This window comes from Streptococcus sp. CF7_Ac1-12 (assembly GCF_024295905.1).
Taxonomy (GTDB): Bacteria; Bacillota; Bacilli; order Lactobacillales; family Streptococcaceae; genus Streptococcus; species Streptococcus mitis_AP.
This window is the reverse complement of the sequence record NZ_JANCPG010000016.1, coordinates 33,123-49,838: the sequence shown is the minus strand read 5'-3', so window position 1 is coordinate 49,838 and position 16,716 is coordinate 33,123. Positions and strand designations below refer to the sequence as shown.

Here is a 16,716-nt window from a genome sequence, read left to right as displayed (position 1 = left end):
ATTAGATCAGCCTCTTTAAGAGCTGTCTGTACTGTCTCAAGTGGTAAATGAGTCAATTCTGTCCCTTTTTCTTGATAAAGGTATTGGGCGTAGTCGTCCATTCTGTACTGGTTGATATAAACCACACGCTTGCAACCAACCTGAAGCAATTGTTTTGTACAGTTTAGACATGGAAAGTGGGTCACATAGGCTGTAAAGCCTTTGGGAACCCCACGTTCTGCACCTTGGAGAATGGCATTAACCTCTGCGTGAAGAGTGCGAACACAGTGACCTTCGATGACCAGACATTCGTGATCAATACAATGCTCAGTCCCTGACACCGAACCATTATAACCAGTGGAAATAACTTTATTATCCTTTACCAAAATTGCGCCCACTTTGGCACGTTTACAAGTGGAACGATTGGCAATTAGTAAGGCTTGGGCTGCAAAATACTCATCCCATGCTAGTCTTTTTTCAGTCATATCTCTTCTCCTTTTTCTCTATTTTTTAAAAAATGGTAAACCTAAATCTGCAATCTTTTCAGCTGGTACCTTCATGCCATCCTTGATCCATTTTAGAAGGACAGAAACGATGGCCGAGCTCCAAAAGGAATGAAGATAAGAGCTGACACCTTTTGATTTCCCATGGTATTTTTCTAAAAATTCCTGCATGGCTTGGACAAAGATTTTTTCCAGATGGTAATCCAAGGCCAATTGAATCACTCTGGCTTCCTTTCTGGCCTCTCGGAAAAGGTGAACCCAGACCAGATAAAGGTCTGTCTTTAAATCATAATGATGCAACTGTTCCATAATATTGTGGACAGTTCGTTTAAAGACGCTTTCTAAAATCTCCTCTTTGGAATCATAATTGCGATAAAAGGCCGCACGCGAAACGCCTGCACGTTTGACCAATTCAGAAATACTAATCTTGGTCAAGTCCTTTTTTTCCAAGAGTTGCAAGAGGGCTGTTTCGATGGCTTCTCTAGTTAATAAATTGGATTCTTGGTTTGATTTTCTGAGATTTTCAAGAGACTTTTCAGAGATTCTACGTTCAGACATAACATTTTCTTTCTACTTGTCACAACAGACGGATGAGGCTTTTGTTTCAAGGGCTTTCATGATATAATTGTAAAAAAAGACAGAACCTTTGTCAATGTATAACTGACAAAGATGGAGAATTTCTATGACTTGGAAGATTATTGCTGACTCTGGTTGTGATTATCGTCAGCTGGCAACACCAGCTATTGACACGACCTTTATAAGTGTCCCCTTAACCATTCAAGTAGCTGATCAGGTCTTTGTTGATGATGCCAATCTTGACATTGACCAAATGATGGAAACCATGTATGCAACTGCAGAAGCTTCAAAATCAGCTTGTCCAAGCCCAGATGATTATTTACGAGCATTTGAAGGAGCCAAAAATATTTTCCTAGTAACCATCACTGGTACTCTTTCTGGCAGTCACAATAGTGCTCAACTAGCAAAGAATATTTATCTTGAAGACCATCCTGATACTAAAATTCATGTAATTGATAGTTTGTCTGCTGGTGGGGAAGTTGACTTGCTCGTAGAAAAATTGAATAACTTGATTGACCAGGGCTTGTCTTTTGAAGAAGTGGTTGAAGCTATCACTGCCTATCAAGAAAAAACCAAGTTGCTCTTTGTTCTGGCCAAGGTCGATAACTTGGTGAAAAACGGCCGTTTGAGCAAGCTTATCGGTACAGTCGTTGGCCTTCTCAACATCCGTATGGTTGGAGAAGCTAGTGAAACCGGAACTCTCGAACTACTACAAAAAGCACGAGGACCAAAGAAATCAGTTCAAGCTGCCTATGATGAGTTAGTAAAAGCTGGATATGCTGGTGGACGTATTATCATGGCCCAACGCAATAACGAGAAATGTTGCCAACAGCTCTCAGAGCGAATTCGCGAAACCTTCCCACAAGCAGATATTAAAATTATCCCAACATCTGGTCTCTGCAGTTTTTATGCAGAAGATGGTGGTTTGCTGATGGGATATGAAATTGATTAATTGCATTCTTGACAAGAGGTGACCATCATCTCTTGTTTTTTTGTGGTACAATAGAGCTATGAAACATTTTGATACTATTGTCATCGGTGGAGGACCTGCTGGTATGATGGCTACGATTTCCAGTAGCTTTTATGGACAGAAAACCCTCCTTATCGAAAAAAATCGGAAACTTGGAAAAAAATTAGCTGGGACTGGTGGTGGACGTTGCAATGTGACCAACAATGGTAGCTTGGACGACCTGCTAGCTGGCATCCCTGGAAATGGGCGCTTTCTCTACAGTGTCTTCTCCCAATTTGATAACCATGATATCATTAATTTTTTTACAGAAAATGGTGTTAAACTTAAGGTCGAAGACCACGGACGCGTCTTTCCTGCTAGTGACAAGTCTCGGACCATTATCGAGGCCTTGGAAAAGAAAATCACTGAACTCGGTGGTCGAGTTGCTACTCAAACGGAGATTGTTTCGGTTAAAAAGATAGACGACCAGTTTGTCCTTAAGTCCGCAGACCAAACCTTCACTTGTGAGAAACTCATTGTCACAACAGGTGGTAAATCCTATCCTTCGACTGGTTCAACTGGGTTTGGTCACGAGATCGCCCGTCATTTTAAGCACACCATCACCGAACTTGAGGCCGCTGAGAGTCCTTTGTTGACAGATTTTCCACACAAGGTCTTGCAGGGTATTTCGCTGGACGATGTGACCCTAAGCTATGGTAAGCATGTCATCACTCACGATTTGCTCTTTACCCACTTTGGTTTGTCTGGCCCTGCTGCCCTACGTATGTCTAGTTTTGTCAAGGGTGGTGAAATCCTTTCACTGGATGTCTTGCCTCATCTTTCTGAAAATGACTTGACTACATTTCTAGAAGAAAATCGGGAAAAATCCTTGAAAAATGCCTTAAAAACTTTGCTTCCAGAACGCTTGGCAGATTTTTTTGTGCAAGGCTATCCTGACAAAGTCAAACAGTTGAGTGAAAAGGAACAAGAACAACTTCTCCAGTCTATTAAGACCCTCAAAATCCCTGTGACTGGTAAAATGTCTCTCGCCAAATCCTTTGTTACCAAGGGTGGTGTCAGTCTTAAGGAAATCAACCCTAAAACCCTTGAAAGTAAGCTGGTACCTGGCCTTCACTTTGCTGGCGAAGTCATGGATATCAATGCCCACACGGGTGGCTTTAATATCACTTCAGCCCTCTGTACCGGTTGGGTGGCAGGCTCAAATCAAATATATAAATAATTGAATGACTAAAATACAAAATAAGAAAGGAAGTCCTTTGGAACATATTATTTTACTAAGAGGTGTTACTCCTAATGGAAAAAATGCTATCCCGAAAATGTCTTATTTGGTAGATATTTTAACAGAAGCTGGTTTTCAACACGTTCGAACCTATATTCAAAGTGGGAATATCATTCTTGAAAGTGATTTAGATTTAGAAGAAATACGAGAATGTGTTCATACTCTGATAAAGGAAAAAATTGGGGCCGACTTAAAAATGGTTATCAAGAACAAAAGTGATTTTAAAAAAATTGTCCAAGAAAACCCGTTTGGAGAACACTATCTTTATGACCGTATACATGTGATTTTTTATCAAGAATCTATTCAAAGTCTCCCTTTAGAAAAATTGAAAATTGATTACGGTGAAGAAGAAATTTGTATCGGTAACCATTGTCTTTACCTCTATCTCCCTAGAACTGCTAAACAAAAGAAACTCCATACCAACTATCTTGAAAAGCTTTTTAATGTAGATTTGACCATGCGAAAACTAAATGTGGTAGAAAAATTATTAAGCAAATAGTGCTTGAATTTAGTAAAAATCGGAAGAATGCTCCTCCGATTTTATTTTGTCTGAGTTTGGACATAATAGGCAATGACATCTGATGTGTACTGGGCTGTTCCAGGTCCAAATTTGTCAATGTTTTCCTTAAATTCTGGGTTGTAGACGTAGCCTTTACCGATATAACCAAATACCTCAATAGAGCAGTCAAATCCATAAGTACGGATGGCTTGCAAGAGTTTAGTGGCTTCTTCTTGATTTTCGGTTGCTGTTACAGGTAGACCAGCTTGAAGATTTTGTGCCAAAGCTTGAAAAACTTGGTTGAAGGCAGCTGTAGCCTCGTCTTCGTGACCTTTTTGGCGCTCCAGCGCTTGGTCCATGACTTCTTGTCCATATTTCTCTACCGCCTCTTGGTGGTATTTTTGATGGTCTTGGTAGTTAAATCCAGCAAATTTCTCTTGAATGCTCATTTCTCTTTCTCCTTTTTGTTCTTTAATGGTTTTTTGCAAGGTTGAAATCAAGGTATCCAGATGTTCCCTTTCTCGAGTCAAATAGTCCAACTGTCTGGTCAGATGGGGCAATAAATCTGTCCTTTCTTCCTTTAATAGCTCTGCTATTTTTTCTAAAGAAAAACCTAGATATTTGTAATAAAGAATGACCTGAAGTCGCTCCAAATCCTCCTGACTGTATGTTCGATAGCCGTTTTCCGACTTTAAAGGAACCAAAAGCCCTATCTTATCGTAGTGGTGCAGGGTCTTGACAGAGACACCCGAAAGCTGCGCAGCTTCTTTTATATGGTACATGATTTCCTCCTTACAATGATAGTATAACCCCTACCCTTAGGTCAGAGTCAAGCGTTTTTGCGAAATTTTTTTACTTTATCATAACATGAAAATGGTTTTCTTGACAGACCTTAGAAAACATGATAGGATAGTCAAGTCTATCAATCAAAAGAAAGGCTCATTTTGAGTACTTATGAGGCTATTTGCCAAGGGCAGTAGCTTTTTCTTTTGTAATACTAATTTTAGGAGTTTAACTATGTCTGAAAAATCGCAATGGGGTTCTAAACTGGGCTTTATCCTAGCATCTGCTGGTTCAGCCATCGGACTTGGAGCCGTTTGGAAATTTCCTTATATGACTGCTGCTAACGGTGGAGGAGGCTTTTTACTAGTCTTTCTCATCTCCACTATTCTAATCGGTTTTCCCCTTTTGCTAGCTGAGTTTGCCCTCGGCCGAAGTGCTGGTGTCTCAGCTATCAAAACCTTTGGAAAACTAGGAAAGAATAGCAAGTACAACTTTATCGGTTGGATTGGTGCCTTTGCCCTTTTTATCCTTTTATCGTTTTACAGTGTTATTGGTGGCTGGATTTTAGTCTATCTAGGCATTGAGTTTGGAAAATTGTTCCAACTTGGTGGAACGGGTGATTATGCTCAGTTATTTACTTCAATCATTTCAAATCCAGCCATTGCCCTAGGAGCTCAAGCAGCCTTTATCCTATTGAATATCTTCATTGTATCACGTGGGGTTCAAAAAGGGATTGAAAGAGCTTCGAAAGTCATGATGCCCCTGCTCTTTATCATCTTTGTTGTCATCATTGGGCGCTCTCTCAGTTTGCCAAATGCCATGGAAGGGGTTCTTTACTTCCTAAAACCAGACTTCTCTAAGCTGACAAGTGCTGGTCTCCTCTATGCTCTGGGACAATCTTTCTTTGCCCTCTCACTAGGGGTTACAGCCATGCTGACCTATGCTTCTTATTTGGACAAAAAAACCAATCTAGTCCAGTCAGGGATTTCCATCGTAGTCATGAATATTTCAGTATCTATCATGGCGGGTCTAGCCATTTTCCCAGCCATGTCAGCCTTCAATATCCAATCTGAAGGGGGACCGAGCCTGCTCTTTATCGTCTTGCCTCAGCTCTTTGACAAGATGCCTTTTGGAACCATTTTCTACATCCTCTTCCTCATGCTCTTCCTCTTTGCGACGGTCACTTCTTCTGTCGTTATGTTGGAAATCAATGTAGGCAATATCACCAATCAGGACAACAGCAAGCGTGCCAAATGGAGTGTTATTTTAGGAATTTTGACCTTTGTCTTTGGAATCCCTTCAGCCCTATCTTACAGTATTATGGCAGATGTTCATATTTTTGGGAAGACCTTCTTTGATGCTATGGACTTCTTGGTTTCCAATCTCCTTATGCCATTTGGAGCTCTCTGCCTTTCACTTTTTACAGGCTATATCTTTAAAAAGGCTCTTGCAATGGAGGAACTCCATCTTGATGAAACAGCATGGAAACAGGGACTGTTCCAAGTCTGGCTCTTCCTTCTTCGTTTCATCATTCCAATCATCATCATCGTGGTCTTCATCGCCCAATTTATGTAATCAAAAAGGACTTGAGTAGTAAACTCAGGCCCTTTCTTTTTTATGGATGGCTAACAATCAATTCCAGACCTTGCCCTTCCAATGTCCAAGCTTCAACATCACTTGGTAGGATAAAGTGGCTACCTTTTTGGATTGGATAATTTTTCCCGTCAACAGTTAGTTGACCTTGACCAGCCAAGACACTGAATAAGCTGTAGTCAGCTGTCTTTTCGAAGTCAACTTTTCCAGTAATTTCCCACTTGTAAACTGCAAAGAAATCATTGGATACAAGGAGAGTGGAACGTAAATCATCTGCTTTGATAGTTACAGGACGGCTATTGGCAGGCTCGCCAATATTCAAGACATCGATAGATTTTTCAAGGTGAAGTTCACGCAAGTTGCCATTATCATCCTTACGGTCAAAGTCATAGACGCGATAGGTGGTGTCACTAGATTGTTGGGTTTCAAGAATCAAGATGCCCGCACCAATAGCATGCATAGTGCCACTTGGTACATAGAAGAAATCTCCAGCCTTTACAGGAACTTTTGTCAACAAGGCATCCCAGTTCTTGTCCTCGATTTGCTGGCGGAGTTCTTCTTTTGACTTGGCATTGTGACCATAGATAATTTCTGAACCTTCATCCGCTGCGATAATGTACCAGCATTCTGTTTTTCCAAGTTCACCTTCATGCTCTAGTCCATAGGCATCGTCTGGGTGAACTTGGACACTGAGCCAGTCGTTGGCATCCAGAATCTTAGTCAAAAGTGGAAATACAGGCTCAGGACGATTGCCAAACAATTCACGATGTTCCGCATACAAAGTAGCGAGGTCTGTTCCCTGGTAGCGTCCATTGGCAACTTTAGAGACTCCATTTGGATGGGCTGAGATGGCCCAATATTCTCCGATTTTTTCACTTGGGATGTCGTAACCAAACTCATCACGTAGCTTGGTTCCACCCCAGATTTTTTCTTGCATAACTGATTGTAAAAATAATGGTTCTGACATGTCGATCTCCTGTCTGATTTTTCTCCCCTCATTATAGCAAAAAGCTCCATCTAATTGAACTCTTTTTCACATATTATAAAGTAGGGAGAAGATTTTATAAAAATAGTGAACAAATGTGCTCTACTCAATGCTTGCACCATTGCTGGCAATGACATCCTTGTACCAGTAGAAGGATTTCTTCTTGCTACGTTTGAGGCTTCCATGACCAGCATTATCTCGATCTACATAGATAAAGCCATAGCGCTTGTTCATTTCGCCTGTTCCAGCTGAAACCAGATCGATACAGCCCCAAGTCGTATAACCAAGCAAGTCAACGCCATCTTGGTAAATGGCATCTCGCATGGCCTTGATATGAGCCTCTAAGTAAGCAATCCGATAGTCATCTGCTACATGACCATTCTCATCCGGTGTATCCATAGCACCTAGACCGTTTTCCACGATGAACATTGGCTTTTGGTAACGATCCCAGATAGCATTGAGGGTGATACGAAGACCAAGTGGGTCAATCTGCCATCCCCATTCTGAGGATTCAAGATAAGGATTTTTGAGAGAGGCAAAGATATTTCCAGCAGTTAATTCTTTAACTTCTGGATCACCTGAGGCTACTAGACTTGCATAGTAAGAGAAGGAAACAAAGTCAACAGTATTGTCCTTCAACAACTCTAAATCTTCTGCAGTCATTTGAATCTCGATTCGCTCACGCTCCCACTGCTTCTTGGCGTAGTTTGGGTATTCCCCACGCGCTTGAACATCAATGAAGAAGTAACTCTTGCGGTCTTCCTCCATGGCTGCCCAGTAGTCTCTTGGATGGGCTGTGTTAGGATAGTATTGCCCTGCAGCCAACATACATCCCACCTTATTTTCTGGGTCAATTTCGTGGGCAATCTTTGTCGCAAGAGCTGAAGCTACCAACTCATAGTGTGCAGCCTGATATTTAACCAGTTCTTGATTTTCTCCTTCTTCAAAACAGAGCCCAGCTCCCATAAAGGGGGCATGGAGAATCATGTTGATTTCGTTGAAGGTAAGCCAATATTTGACCAAACCCTTATAGCGGGTAAAGAGTGTGCGACAAAGTTTTTCATAGAAGTCTAACATCCGACGATTGCGCCAACCACCGTACTCTGTAATCAAGTGCATAGGACAGTCGAAATGAGTGATAGTCACCAGAGGTTGGATACCATACTTGTGGCACTCCTTAAATAAATCCTCATAAAAGGCTAGACCAGCTTCATTTGGCACTGTTTCGTCGCCCTTAGGAAAAATCCGAGTCCAAGCAATGGATAGACGATAAGTCTTAAAGCCCATTTCCGCAAAAAGGGCAATATCTTCCTTGTAATGATGGTACATATCAATAGCTTGCTTGGCTGGGTAAAAATAGCCCTCCTCAAACGAAAACATCTTTTTCTGACCTGTGATAATGGCTTCACGATCTGGACCGATGGGGACGACATCCACATTCGCCAATCCACGACCTTCTAAATTATAAGCACCCTCACACTGGTTGGCAGCTGTCGCTCCGCCCCACAAGAAACCATCCGGAAAAGTCAGTTTTTCGGTCATAACTCTACTCACTTTCTTATTTGCTTGTTCATTTACTTATATTATAACTTATTCTGTAAACCTTTTCTTATAAAATACTGTGACATACTGATACTATTCTACTATTTAAGTTTATCAGATTGTTTTTTAAAAAATTATCCTCTAGAAAAAGTAAATAGCCTCCCCTGAAACAAAAAAGAAGACTGAAAACTAGTCTCCTCTGTTCCTTTTAAATCAAAGCTGTAATAACCGTCACTAGGCCAAAAATAATACCTGGTGCATTAGCTGCTGCAAGGGGGATATCTCTTTCTTTTTTGAAAAGACCGTAGTAAACCCAGAGACTACAGTTGATGGCAGCAACCAAGGGCTGGATGAAATTTCCTTTTTGACCAGCCAGATTGTTCATGATTTGTGGGAAGTAAGACACATACATCATAACAGACATAAAGGTCGCTACCCAACCTAAAATTTTCATTTGTTTTTCAGACATTTTCAAAACCTCTTTCATTTTTACTGAATCTTATTTTAAAATATTCTTTCAAAACAATCAAGTCTTTAAAACTTTTGTTATAAAGATATAAACTATCACAATCTTGTTATAAGAAAGAGGGAACAGAAAAAAGACCGAATTGCTCCGTTCTGTTTACTCAATCAAATATTAGAAAATGAATACTCCTTTTCAATGAATCGATTGATTGATGGTAAATAAGCCGTTAGAAATTATTGACAGTATCGAAATTTTCTAGTAAAATGAATTTTGTTAATACCTAAATGGTGTGTAGTTTTCTATCAACATAGTCAGGAGAAAAGGAACTTATGCTAAAAAAATTTAATGAATTGTCACTGAAAGATAAGGCTTATCTAATTGGCGGTTTGAGCTTATTAGTCATTGTGATCTCATTTGGTCTACTCAATCGTCAAACAGTAACTGTCAGTCTTGTCTTTACACAACTATCTGCTCCCTTGATTTTGGTGATTTTTACTTGTCTAGTAATCGGGATCATTGCTGGTAGTGCTATTGGTATTAGCTATCACCATAACAAGACTCAAGATCTGAGAAGCCGCATTGCTGAAGCAGAAGCGACTATCAATATAAAAGACAGGGAGCTTGTCCAGTACGAGGAACAGGTGCAACAATTAAAACAGGAAGCCAAACAATAAGTGTAGAAATCATAACCACCCGTGAAAACGGGTGGTTTTTTGTCTCGCACCTAACGGAGCGAGACGGACTGAAAGTCGCATAAATACAAAAAAGATCGAATTGCTCCGATCTTTTTAAGTTTCACTCCAAGAATGTTTAGATAAAAAATTTGATAATAGAATTACCTACTTCATACGATAAAAATCAATCACTAGACCAGCAGGCCCTTTAACTAATAAGGACTCTGTTCCCCAATCGGTTACAGTTGGTCCGTTTAAAACCTGGATACCAAGTTCTTTCAACCGTTGGTAATTCTGGTCTACATCCTCAACCTCGATATGAAGAATGATTCCTGACTGAAAATCTTCCAAAGGAATCAAATGATTTTGGGACAACATCAGACAGTGACTGCCAATCGTAAACTGAGCAAAACTGTCATCAACATAATCGGGCTTTTTATCCAAAATACGCTCCAAGTCAGCACAGACTTGGGGAACATCTGAAACGATAATATCTAATTGATTTAAATTCATTTACTATCCTCCATAAAAAGACCGGATTGCTCCGATCTTTTTAAGTTCCACGAAGGAATTATTTAATTGCGCGTGATTGCAATCCTTCTTCTTCCAAGAAGAGGCGGAATGGTACGAGTTCTTCTGCTTCGTATTTTTCCTTGAAGTCTTTGATTGCTTCTTCTGAGTGAAGTTTTGGATCCAATTCAAGTACTTCTACTGGAAGTGGACGGTGTGGAGTGATGCGAGCATCGATCACAACAGTTTTACCTTCTTTGTTGAGTTTAACAGCTTCTGCAACAACTGCATCGATGTCTTCGATACGGTCAACTGTAAATCCTACAGCACCTTGAGCTTCAGCGATTTTCGCATAGTCAGCATTAGGGAAGTCACAACCAAACAAGTGTTTGTTTGTGTCTTCGTATTTGTCCTTGATGAAGGCATATTTACCATTTGAGAAGACAACGTTGATAACTGGAAGGTCGTATTGAACGTTTGTGATAACGTCTGGGTAGCACATGTTGAATGCACCGTCACCCATGATGTTCCATACTTGGCGATCTGGATTGTCTTTCTTAGCAGCGATACCACCAGGAAGGGCAATACCCATTGTCGCAAAGAGTGGAGATGTACGCCACATGTTCTTAGGTGTCATGTGAAGGTGACGAGTAGATGTTTGAGTAGTGTCACCTACGTCGATTGAGTAGATAGCGTCTTGATCAGCATGTTTGTTGATTGCATTGTAAACTTGATACAATTGCAATTCACCCTCAGTTTTACCTTCGATTTTGTTCATGTAATCACGCCAGTTTTGGTTGTTCTTAACGTTTGCACGCCACCATGGAGTAGACTCAACTGGGTTTACTTTGTCAAGGATTGCTTTAGCTGCTTGACCTGCATCACCAAGGATTGAAGCATCTAGGGCATGACGTTTACCAAGTTTGTAAGGGTCGATATCCACTTGGATGAATTTTTCAGTGTTCTTGAAGGCTTCGTATACTTCAGCAAATGGGAAGTTTGAACCAAGGAAAAGAACTGTGTCTGCTTCAAAGACCACTTCGTTGGCTGGCTTCCAACCAACACGGTAAGCAGAACCTGTCAAACCTTCATAGTTCCATTCAAAGGCTTCAAAGTTTTTACCAGTTGTGATGATTGGTGCTTTGATTTTACGTGACAATTCAGTAATCACTTCACCAGCTTTAACACCACCGTAACCAGCATAGATAACTGGACGTTCAGCATTGTTCAAGATTTCAACAGCTTTGTCGATTTCAACTTCGTTCAAAGCAGGAGCGATGAATGAACGTTCGTATGAACCTGAACCGTAGTATGAATTTTCGTCGATTTCTTGGAAACCGAAGTTTACTGGGATTTCAACAACAGCTGGACCTTTTTTAGAAACTGCAGCACGGCAAGCTTCGTCGATTACTTTTGGCAATTGCTCAGCGTAAGCTACACGTTTGTTGTATACAGCGATACCGTTGTACATTGGGTTTTGGTTCAATTCTTGGAAAGCATCCATGTTGAGTTCGTTAACTGGACGTGATCCAAGGATTGCTAGGAATGGAGTGTTATCCATAGCTGCATCGTAAACACCGTTAATCAAGTGAGTCGCACCTGGACCACCTGAACCAACTGCAACCCCGATTGAGCCGCCGAATTTAGCTTGCATAACCGCTGCAAGAGCACCTGTTTCTTCGTGACGAACTTGCAAGAAGCGGATATCTTTGTCTTCAGCCAAAGCATCCATCAATGAGCTGAGTGTTCCTGATGGGATACCGTAGATTGTGTCTACGCCCCATGTTTTCAATACATTAAGCATTGCTGCAGATGCAGTAATTTTCCCTTGAGTCATAATGATAACTCTCCTTCAAATATTTTTAAATCTACTAAAAAAGGTTTCATATAGTTTTTGAAAACGTTTCAGTAAATTTTTACAATACTAATTTATCACATTTATTTTGACTTTACTAAGAATCTGCTCAGAAGTTTTTATTCTCTATTACAGTACAGTTTGAAAACGTTTTTAGCTTCTGTTTTATAATACTCAATGAAAATCACAGAGCAAACTAGGAAGCTCGCCACAGGTTGCTCAAAGCACAGCTTTGAGGTTGCAGACAAAGCTGACGTGGTTGGAAGAGATTTTTGAAGAGTATAAAAAGCGAGCAAGCCCGCTTTTAGTCTATTTTACTAAAGTTTAGTAAGAGTGAACTGGTCAGAACGGATACAGAACTAAAGGCCATGGCTAGACCTGCAAGTTCTGGGTTGAGAGCCAGTCCAACACCTGAAAAGACTCCTGCTGCAATCGGAATTCCGGCGACATTGTAGATAAAGGCCCAGAAAAGATTGAGCAGAATACGATGAAAGGTTTTCTTACTCATGTCAAAGGCACGTACCACTCCTAGGAGGTTATTAGTTGTCAACACCAAATCTGCTGACTCGATGGCAATATCTGTTCCAGCACCCATAGCAATTCCCACATCTGCTACACTGAGGGCAGGGGCATCATTGATACCGTCCCCAACAAAGGCTACTTTTCCAGCCGCTTGTAGTTTATGGATTTCATGGGCTTTTTCTTCTGGCAAGACACCTGCAATGACCTCTTCGATTCCGATCTGATCGGCAGTGGCACGCGCTACACCTGCATTGTCTCCTGTCAGCATGACTGTTTTAAGACCTCGTTTTTTCAACTGACTGATGGCAAGCTTAGCATTTTCCTTAGGAATATCTTGCAGAGCAAGCAAGCCTTTGATTTCATTCTCAACAGCCAAGAACACAACTGTCTTAGCTTCTTTTTCCAGTTCTTCTAATTTTTCTTGATAAACGCTTGAAATGTTCATGCCATCCAGCATTTTAGCATTTCCAAGCAAAACTTGTTTCCCATTGATTTGCCCTGAAACACCTTTTCCGTGCAAGGCTTGGAAATTTTCAACAGTGTGAAGCTCAAGTCCAGTTTCAGTCGCTCGCTTAACAATAGCCTCAGCCAGTGGGTGTTGAGAAGCTTCTTCCAAGGAAGCTGCCAATCCAAGCACTTCTACTTCGTCGCCGATGATATCTGTGACCACAGGTTTTCCTTCTGTCAAAGTCCCTGTCTTATCAAAGACAAGAGTTTGGACTTTCTGGATTTCCTGTAAGACAGTTCCATTTTTGAGGAGAACACCCATCTTGGCACTGCGTCCTGTCCCTACCATAAGAGCCGTCGGTGTTGCGAGACCCAAGGCACAAGGGCAGGCAATAATCAAAACAGCTACCCCATAGAGAAGAGAAGATACAAAACTCGCTCCAAGCACGACTACACTATCCCTAAGCAAGACAAACCAAACCCAAAAGGTCACGATTCCCAAAATAACAACTGCTGGGACAAAAATCCCTGAAATTTTATCTGTCAAGTCCTGAATCGGCGCACGACTGGTTTGAGCTTTCTTCACAAAATCCACAATCTGAGCCAAAACAGTCTCTGAACCAACTTTTTCTGCTCTAAAAACAAGTGTTCCACTATTATTGATGGTTGAACCAATGACGGTATCTCCAACTGTCTTGTCCACAGGCAGGCTCTCACCTGTCACCATGGATTCATCAATACTGGACACACCTTCTACTACAACCCCATCAACAGCAATCTTCTCACCGGGTCTCACTCGAATCAGGTCGCCTACCTTGACTTGGTCCAAGGGAACTTGAACATAGTTATCCTCACGCAAGACTTCTGCAGTTTTAGCCTGCAAGTCAAGTAATTTCTCCACAGCTTGGGAAGTATTTTTCCGCATTTTCTCCTCAAAAACAGCTCCCAAAAGAACGAAGAAGAAGATAAATGCAGCACTTTCAAAGTAAACGGGGAGACCAGCGAAGAGGGCAACTAAGCTATAGAAATAGGCCACTAGGGTTCCCAGAGCAACCAAGGTATCCATGTTGGCATTGTGCTTTTTAAAACTAGCCCAAGCACTTTGGATATAAGGACCACCTGCTACTAGCATAATCGGTGTTGTGGCTAAAAAGGTGCCCCATCGCATGACTTGGTGACTAATTCCTCCTGTCGACATCCCAATCATGAGGATCACAAGAGGCACAGTAAAGATACTAGTAATCCAAAAACGCTGTAAAAGTGATAGAGATTTTCGAGTCTTCTCAACAACTGTATAACTTCCCTTTTGCATCTTCATACCACAAGAAAATTCATGTTGACCTAATTCTTGAGGTGTAAAACGAATGACTTTCTCCTCATCTACGCCGATTGGTTCCAAGATGCCTTCTTCTTCAAACAGAATTTCCTTATAACAGTTTGAAGGTGTCACACGGTGAAAGGTGATCTCAGCAGGAACTCCTTTTTGCAGTTGAATGTGGGCTGGATGATAGCCTTTGTCTGCCGTGATACGGATTTTTTGAACACCATTTTCAAGATTTGCTTTTATAATTTCAGTCATATCATTCTCCTATTCTACAATCATCTTGCCGTGCATCATATTCATGCCACAAGAGAAACCATACTCTCCAGCCTGCTCAGGCGTGATTTCCACTACATACTCTTCACCCATTGGCAGGTCCGCATGTACACCAAAATCTGGAAAAACAATTTGGTCCAAACATGGTGAAGGATCCTTACGGTCAAAGACAATGCGAGCTGGCACTGATTTCTTGAGGATAATCAACTCAGGCGTATAGCCCCCCATGACCTCCACTCGAATCTCTTGGTAGCCCTTTTTTTGTTGGGCCTTTTGTCCAGATTTTTCAGGCTTTTTGAAAAACCAAAACAAGATAAACGCGATAAGGGCAATACAAATAATAGTTACAATGCTATTTAACATGACGTCTCCTTTACATACAATTACATTTTACTTCTGTTACAGCGCTTGATTTCTTCTCTGAAATCACTGCTTCTAAGTCTTCCAAGTCAGTCAGAGTAAAATCACATTCCATAATCAAATCAGCCAGTAAGTTCTTAATCCTACGAGAACAAACCTTGTCTTTGATATCTTGGACAAGCAAGGCTCGGCTTTGATCAAGGGTTAAAAGAGCTGAATAAACAAAGGACTTACCTTCTTTTTTCCGAGTCAGACACTCTTTCTCAACCAAACGAGCCAAAAGAGTTTGAATGGTCGACTTGGACCAGTCGAACCGCTCCGCCAGAACCCTGATCAAATCTGTACTAGTCTGCTCTCCTTGCATCCAAATAATCTTCATGACCTGCCATTCTGCATCTGAAATCTGCATAATCGCACCTCCTAAATCTACATTTGTCAATTACAATTATCAGTATACCCTTAAAATCTACATTTGTCAACTATAATTTTTATTATTTTTTCGAAAAATAGAATTATAACCATGTAACGTGAGATTTGCAGTCAAATTTTACTATATAAACTATAAAAATATGCTATACTAAAGAAAAAAGAAAACAACCACTAGGGGTGCGTAAAGCTGAGATTAACGACTGTTAGACCCTTTGACTCAATCTAGGTAATGCTAGCTGATGGAAGTGGAAATGATAATGGGGACTAGCAGTCTTCTATTGCCTTTCTAAAACTGGCCAGCTTGTTCTTAAGAATACAAACTTCAGTTGGTTGGGAGGTTTTAGATGACTTATTTACCCGTTGCTTTGACCATTGCAGGGACTGACCCTAGTGGTGGTGCTGGCATTATGGCTGATTTAAAGTCATTCCAAGCTAGAGATGTCTATGGAATGGCCGTTGTGACCAGCCTTGTCGCTCAAAATACCAGAGGCGTTCAGCTAATCGAGCACGTTTCTCCTCAAATGTTGAAAGCCCAATTGGAGAGTGTCTTTTCGGATATCAAGCCTCAGGCTGTAAAAACTGGAATGTTGGCAACTACTGAAATCATGGAAATCATCCAGCCCTATCTTAAAAAGCTGAATTGTCCCTACGTCCTTGACCCTGTTATGGTCGCTACGAGTGGAGACACCCTGATTGATACCAGTGCCAGAACCTACCTAAAAACAAATCTGCTTCCACTTGCAAGCATTATCACACCCAATCTTCCTGAGGCAGAAGAAATTGTTGGTTTTTCAATCAATAACCCCGAAGACATGCAACGTGCTGGTCGCTTGATTTTAAAAGAATTTGGTCCTCAGTCAGTGGTCATCAAAGGTGGCCATCTCGAAGGTGGTGCCAAGGATTTCCTCTTTACCAAGGATGAACAATTTGTCTGGGAAAGCCCACGAATTCAAACCTGTCACACCCATGGTACTGGGTGTACCTTTGCCACTGTGATTACGGCTGAACTAGCCAAGGGCAAAAGTCTTTACCAGGCAGTTGATAAGGCCAAGGCCTTTATCACAAAAGCTATTCAAGACGCCCCTCAACTCGGTCATGGTTCTGGCCCAGTCAACCATACAAGTTTTAAAGATTAAAAAAACTCTCT

The 16,716-nt window shown here is 41.1% G+C and carries 17 protein-coding genes and 1 riboswitch; of the genes, 6 read left to right on the top strand and 11 right to left on the bottom strand.

Going from position 1 to position 16,716, the window contains the following annotated elements; translation table 11 throughout:
• Together NMM17_RS08245 and NMM17_RS08240 are read right to left on the bottom strand one after the other, a co-directional pair.
• On the bottom strand, positions 1 to 464 hold a 464-nt coding region (locus tag NMM17_RS08245; RefSeq protein ID WP_254754219.1), incomplete at its 3' end, for a cytidine/deoxycytidylate deaminase family protein.
• Positions 465 to 482: 18 nt separating this feature from the next.
• On the bottom strand, positions 483 to 1,040 hold the full coding sequence (locus NMM17_RS08240) for a TetR/AcrR family transcriptional regulator (RefSeq protein ID WP_000004135.1): 558 nt from the start codon (positions 1,038 to 1,040) through the stop codon (positions 483 to 485).
• Positions 1,041 to 1,164: 124 nt separating this feature from the next.
• On the opposite strand from NMM17_RS08240, the gene NMM17_RS08235 reads away from it, so the two are divergent.
• From NMM17_RS08235 to NMM17_RS08225, 3 genes are read left to right on the top strand one after another with little or no spacing between them, the layout of a single operon-like run.
• The gene (locus NMM17_RS08235) at positions 1,165 to 2,010 is read left to right on the top strand and encodes a DegV family protein (protein WP_000219922.1); all 846 of its coding nucleotides are present in this window, start codon (positions 1,165 to 1,167) and stop codon (positions 2,008 to 2,010) included.
• A 58-nt stretch (positions 2,011 to 2,068) separates the two neighbouring features.
• Positions 2,069 to 3,247: an NAD(P)/FAD-dependent oxidoreductase gene (locus tag NMM17_RS08230; RefSeq protein ID WP_004241636.1), complete on the top strand. Its 1,179-nt coding sequence runs from the start codon at positions 2,069 to 2,071 to the stop codon at positions 3,245 to 3,247.
• A 37-nt stretch (positions 3,248 to 3,284) separates the two neighbouring features.
• Positions 3,285 to 3,806 carry a DUF1697 domain-containing protein gene (locus NMM17_RS08225; protein ID WP_000400044.1) on the top strand — a complete coding sequence of 174 codons (522 nt, stop codon included), beginning with the start codon at positions 3,285 to 3,287 and terminating at the stop codon, positions 3,804 to 3,806.
• Positions 3,807 to 3,847: 41 nt separating this feature from the next.
• Here the strand turns inward: NMM17_RS08225 and NMM17_RS08220 are convergent, their stop codons facing one another.
• Positions 3,848 to 4,588 carry a MerR family transcriptional regulator gene (locus NMM17_RS08220; protein ID WP_000274780.1) on the bottom strand — a complete coding sequence of 247 codons (741 nt, stop codon included), beginning with the start codon at positions 4,586 to 4,588 and terminating at the stop codon, positions 3,848 to 3,850.
• 235 nt (positions 4,589 to 4,823) lie between these two features.
• Here NMM17_RS08220 and NMM17_RS08215 point away from each other — a divergent pair, with 235 nt between their 5' ends.
• Positions 4,824 to 6,164 (top strand): sodium-dependent transporter, encoded by a 1,341-nt coding sequence (locus NMM17_RS08215; protein WP_120718877.1) that lies wholly within the window; start codon positions 4,824 to 4,826, stop codon positions 6,162 to 6,164.
• A gap of 40 nt (positions 6,165 to 6,204) precedes the next feature.
• On the opposite strand, the gene manA is transcribed toward NMM17_RS08215, so the two are convergent.
• The 3 genes from manA to NMM17_RS08200 all read right to left on the bottom strand — a co-directional run bounded on the left by manA (position 6,205) and on the right by NMM17_RS08200 (position 9,178).
• Positions 6,205 to 7,149 (bottom strand): mannose-6-phosphate isomerase, class I, encoded by a 945-nt coding sequence (manA, locus tag NMM17_RS08210; protein ID WP_049516551.1) that lies wholly within the window; start codon positions 7,147 to 7,149, stop codon positions 6,205 to 6,207.
• Between the two features lie 120 nt (positions 7,150 to 7,269).
• The gene (locus NMM17_RS08205; RefSeq protein WP_000136868.1) at positions 7,270 to 8,709 is read right to left on the bottom strand and encodes a 6-phospho-beta-glucosidase; all 1,440 of its coding nucleotides are present in this window, start codon (positions 8,707 to 8,709) and stop codon (positions 7,270 to 7,272) included.
• A 208-nt stretch (positions 8,710 to 8,917) separates the two neighbouring features.
• Positions 8,918 to 9,178, bottom strand: coding sequence for a SemiSWEET family transporter (locus NMM17_RS08200; RefSeq protein WP_001291472.1), 261 nt, complete (start codon positions 9,176 to 9,178; stop codon positions 8,918 to 8,920).
• A gap of 326 nt (positions 9,179 to 9,504) precedes the next feature.
• Between NMM17_RS08200 and NMM17_RS08195 the strand changes: the two genes are divergently transcribed.
• Positions 9,505 to 9,849, top strand: a complete 345-nt coding sequence (locus NMM17_RS08195) for a lipopolysaccharide assembly protein LapA domain-containing protein (RefSeq protein WP_000913393.1) — start codon at positions 9,505 to 9,507, stop codon at positions 9,847 to 9,849.
• 165 nt (positions 9,850 to 10,014) lie between these two features.
• Here the strand turns inward: NMM17_RS08195 and NMM17_RS08190 are convergent, their stop codons facing one another.
• The 5 genes from NMM17_RS08190 to NMM17_RS08170 all read right to left on the bottom strand — a co-directional run bounded on the left by NMM17_RS08190 (position 10,015) and on the right by NMM17_RS08170 (position 15,549).
• A complete protein-coding gene (locus tag NMM17_RS08190; protein ID WP_001052638.1) occupies positions 10,015 to 10,362 on the bottom strand; it encodes a VOC family protein in 348 nt (115 codons plus the stop codon).
• Positions 10,363 to 10,420: 58 nt separating this feature from the next.
• Positions 10,421 to 12,196, bottom strand: a complete 1,776-nt coding sequence (spxB, locus tag NMM17_RS08185) for a pyruvate oxidase (protein ID WP_000191804.1) — start codon at positions 12,194 to 12,196, stop codon at positions 10,421 to 10,423.
• A gap of 322 nt (positions 12,197 to 12,518) precedes the next feature.
• Positions 12,519 to 14,762, bottom strand: coding sequence for a heavy metal translocating P-type ATPase (locus NMM17_RS08180; protein WP_000134996.1), 2,244 nt, complete (start codon positions 14,760 to 14,762; stop codon positions 12,519 to 12,521).
• A gap of 9 nt (positions 14,763 to 14,771) precedes the next feature.
• Positions 14,772 to 15,143 carry a cupredoxin domain-containing protein gene (locus NMM17_RS08175; RefSeq protein ID WP_000935055.1) on the bottom strand — a complete coding sequence of 124 codons (372 nt, stop codon included), beginning with the start codon at positions 15,141 to 15,143 and terminating at the stop codon, positions 14,772 to 14,774.
• A 10-nt stretch (positions 15,144 to 15,153) separates the two neighbouring features.
• Positions 15,154 to 15,549: a CopY/TcrY family copper transport repressor gene (locus NMM17_RS08170; RefSeq protein ID WP_001167203.1), complete on the bottom strand. Its 396-nt coding sequence runs from the start codon at positions 15,547 to 15,549 to the stop codon at positions 15,154 to 15,156.
• 183 nt (positions 15,550 to 15,732) lie between these two features.
• Positions 15,733 to 15,830, top strand: a riboswitch (TPP riboswitch).
• 83 nt (positions 15,831 to 15,913) lie between these two features.
• Here NMM17_RS08170 and thiD point away from each other — a divergent pair.
• Entirely contained in the window at positions 15,914 to 16,705 is a 792-nt protein-coding gene (gene thiD, locus NMM17_RS08165; RefSeq protein WP_254754218.1) for a bifunctional hydroxymethylpyrimidine kinase/phosphomethylpyrimidine kinase, read from the top strand.
• Positions 16,706 to 16,716: the final 11 nt, after the last annotated feature.

Bases quoted from the DNA above. Each gene is read 5' to 3' on its own strand.
- manA (WP_049516551.1), bottom strand. From the start codon at position 7,149: ATGTCAGAACCATTATTTTTACAATCAGTTATGCAAGAAAAAATCTGG.
- NMM17_RS08190 (WP_001052638.1), bottom strand. From the start codon at position 10,362: ATGAATTTAAATCAATTAGATATTATCGTTTCAGATGTTCCCCAAGTC.
- thiD (WP_254754218.1), top strand. From the start codon at position 15,914: ATGACTTATTTACCCGTTGCTTTGACCATTGCAGGGACTGACCCTAGT.
- spxB (WP_000191804.1), bottom strand. From the start codon at position 12,196: ATGACTCAAGGGAAAATTACTGCATCTGCAGCAATGCTTAATGTATTG.
- NMM17_RS08220 (WP_000274780.1), bottom strand. From the start codon at position 4,588: ATGTACCATATAAAAGAAGCTGCGCAGCTTTCGGGTGTCTCTGTCAAG.
- NMM17_RS08240 (WP_000004135.1), bottom strand. From the start codon at position 1,040: ATGTCTGAACGTAGAATCTCTGAAAAGTCTCTTGAAAATCTCAGAAAA.
- NMM17_RS08175 (WP_000935055.1), bottom strand. From the start codon at position 15,143: ATGTTAAATAGCATTGTAACTATTATTTGTATTGCCCTTATCGCGTTT.
- NMM17_RS08205 (WP_000136868.1), bottom strand. From the start codon at position 8,709: ATGACCGAAAAACTGACTTTTCCGGATGGTTTCTTGTGGGGCGGAGCG.
- NMM17_RS08195 (WP_000913393.1), top strand. From the start codon at position 9,505: ATGCTAAAAAAATTTAATGAATTGTCACTGAAAGATAAGGCTTATCTA.
- NMM17_RS08230 (WP_004241636.1), top strand. From the start codon at position 2,069: ATGAAACATTTTGATACTATTGTCATCGGTGGAGGACCTGCTGGTATG.
- NMM17_RS08215 (WP_120718877.1), top strand. From the start codon at position 4,824: ATGTCTGAAAAATCGCAATGGGGTTCTAAACTGGGCTTTATCCTAGCA.
- NMM17_RS08235 (WP_000219922.1), top strand. From the start codon at position 1,165: ATGACTTGGAAGATTATTGCTGACTCTGGTTGTGATTATCGTCAGCTG.
- NMM17_RS08200 (WP_001291472.1), bottom strand. From the start codon at position 9,178: ATGTCTGAAAAACAAATGAAAATTTTAGGTTGGGTAGCGACCTTTATG.
- NMM17_RS08180 (WP_000134996.1), bottom strand. From the start codon at position 14,762: ATGACTGAAATTATAAAAGCAAATCTTGAAAATGGTGTTCAAAAAATC.
- NMM17_RS08170 (WP_001167203.1), bottom strand. From the start codon at position 15,549: ATGCAGATTTCAGATGCAGAATGGCAGGTCATGAAGATTATTTGGATG.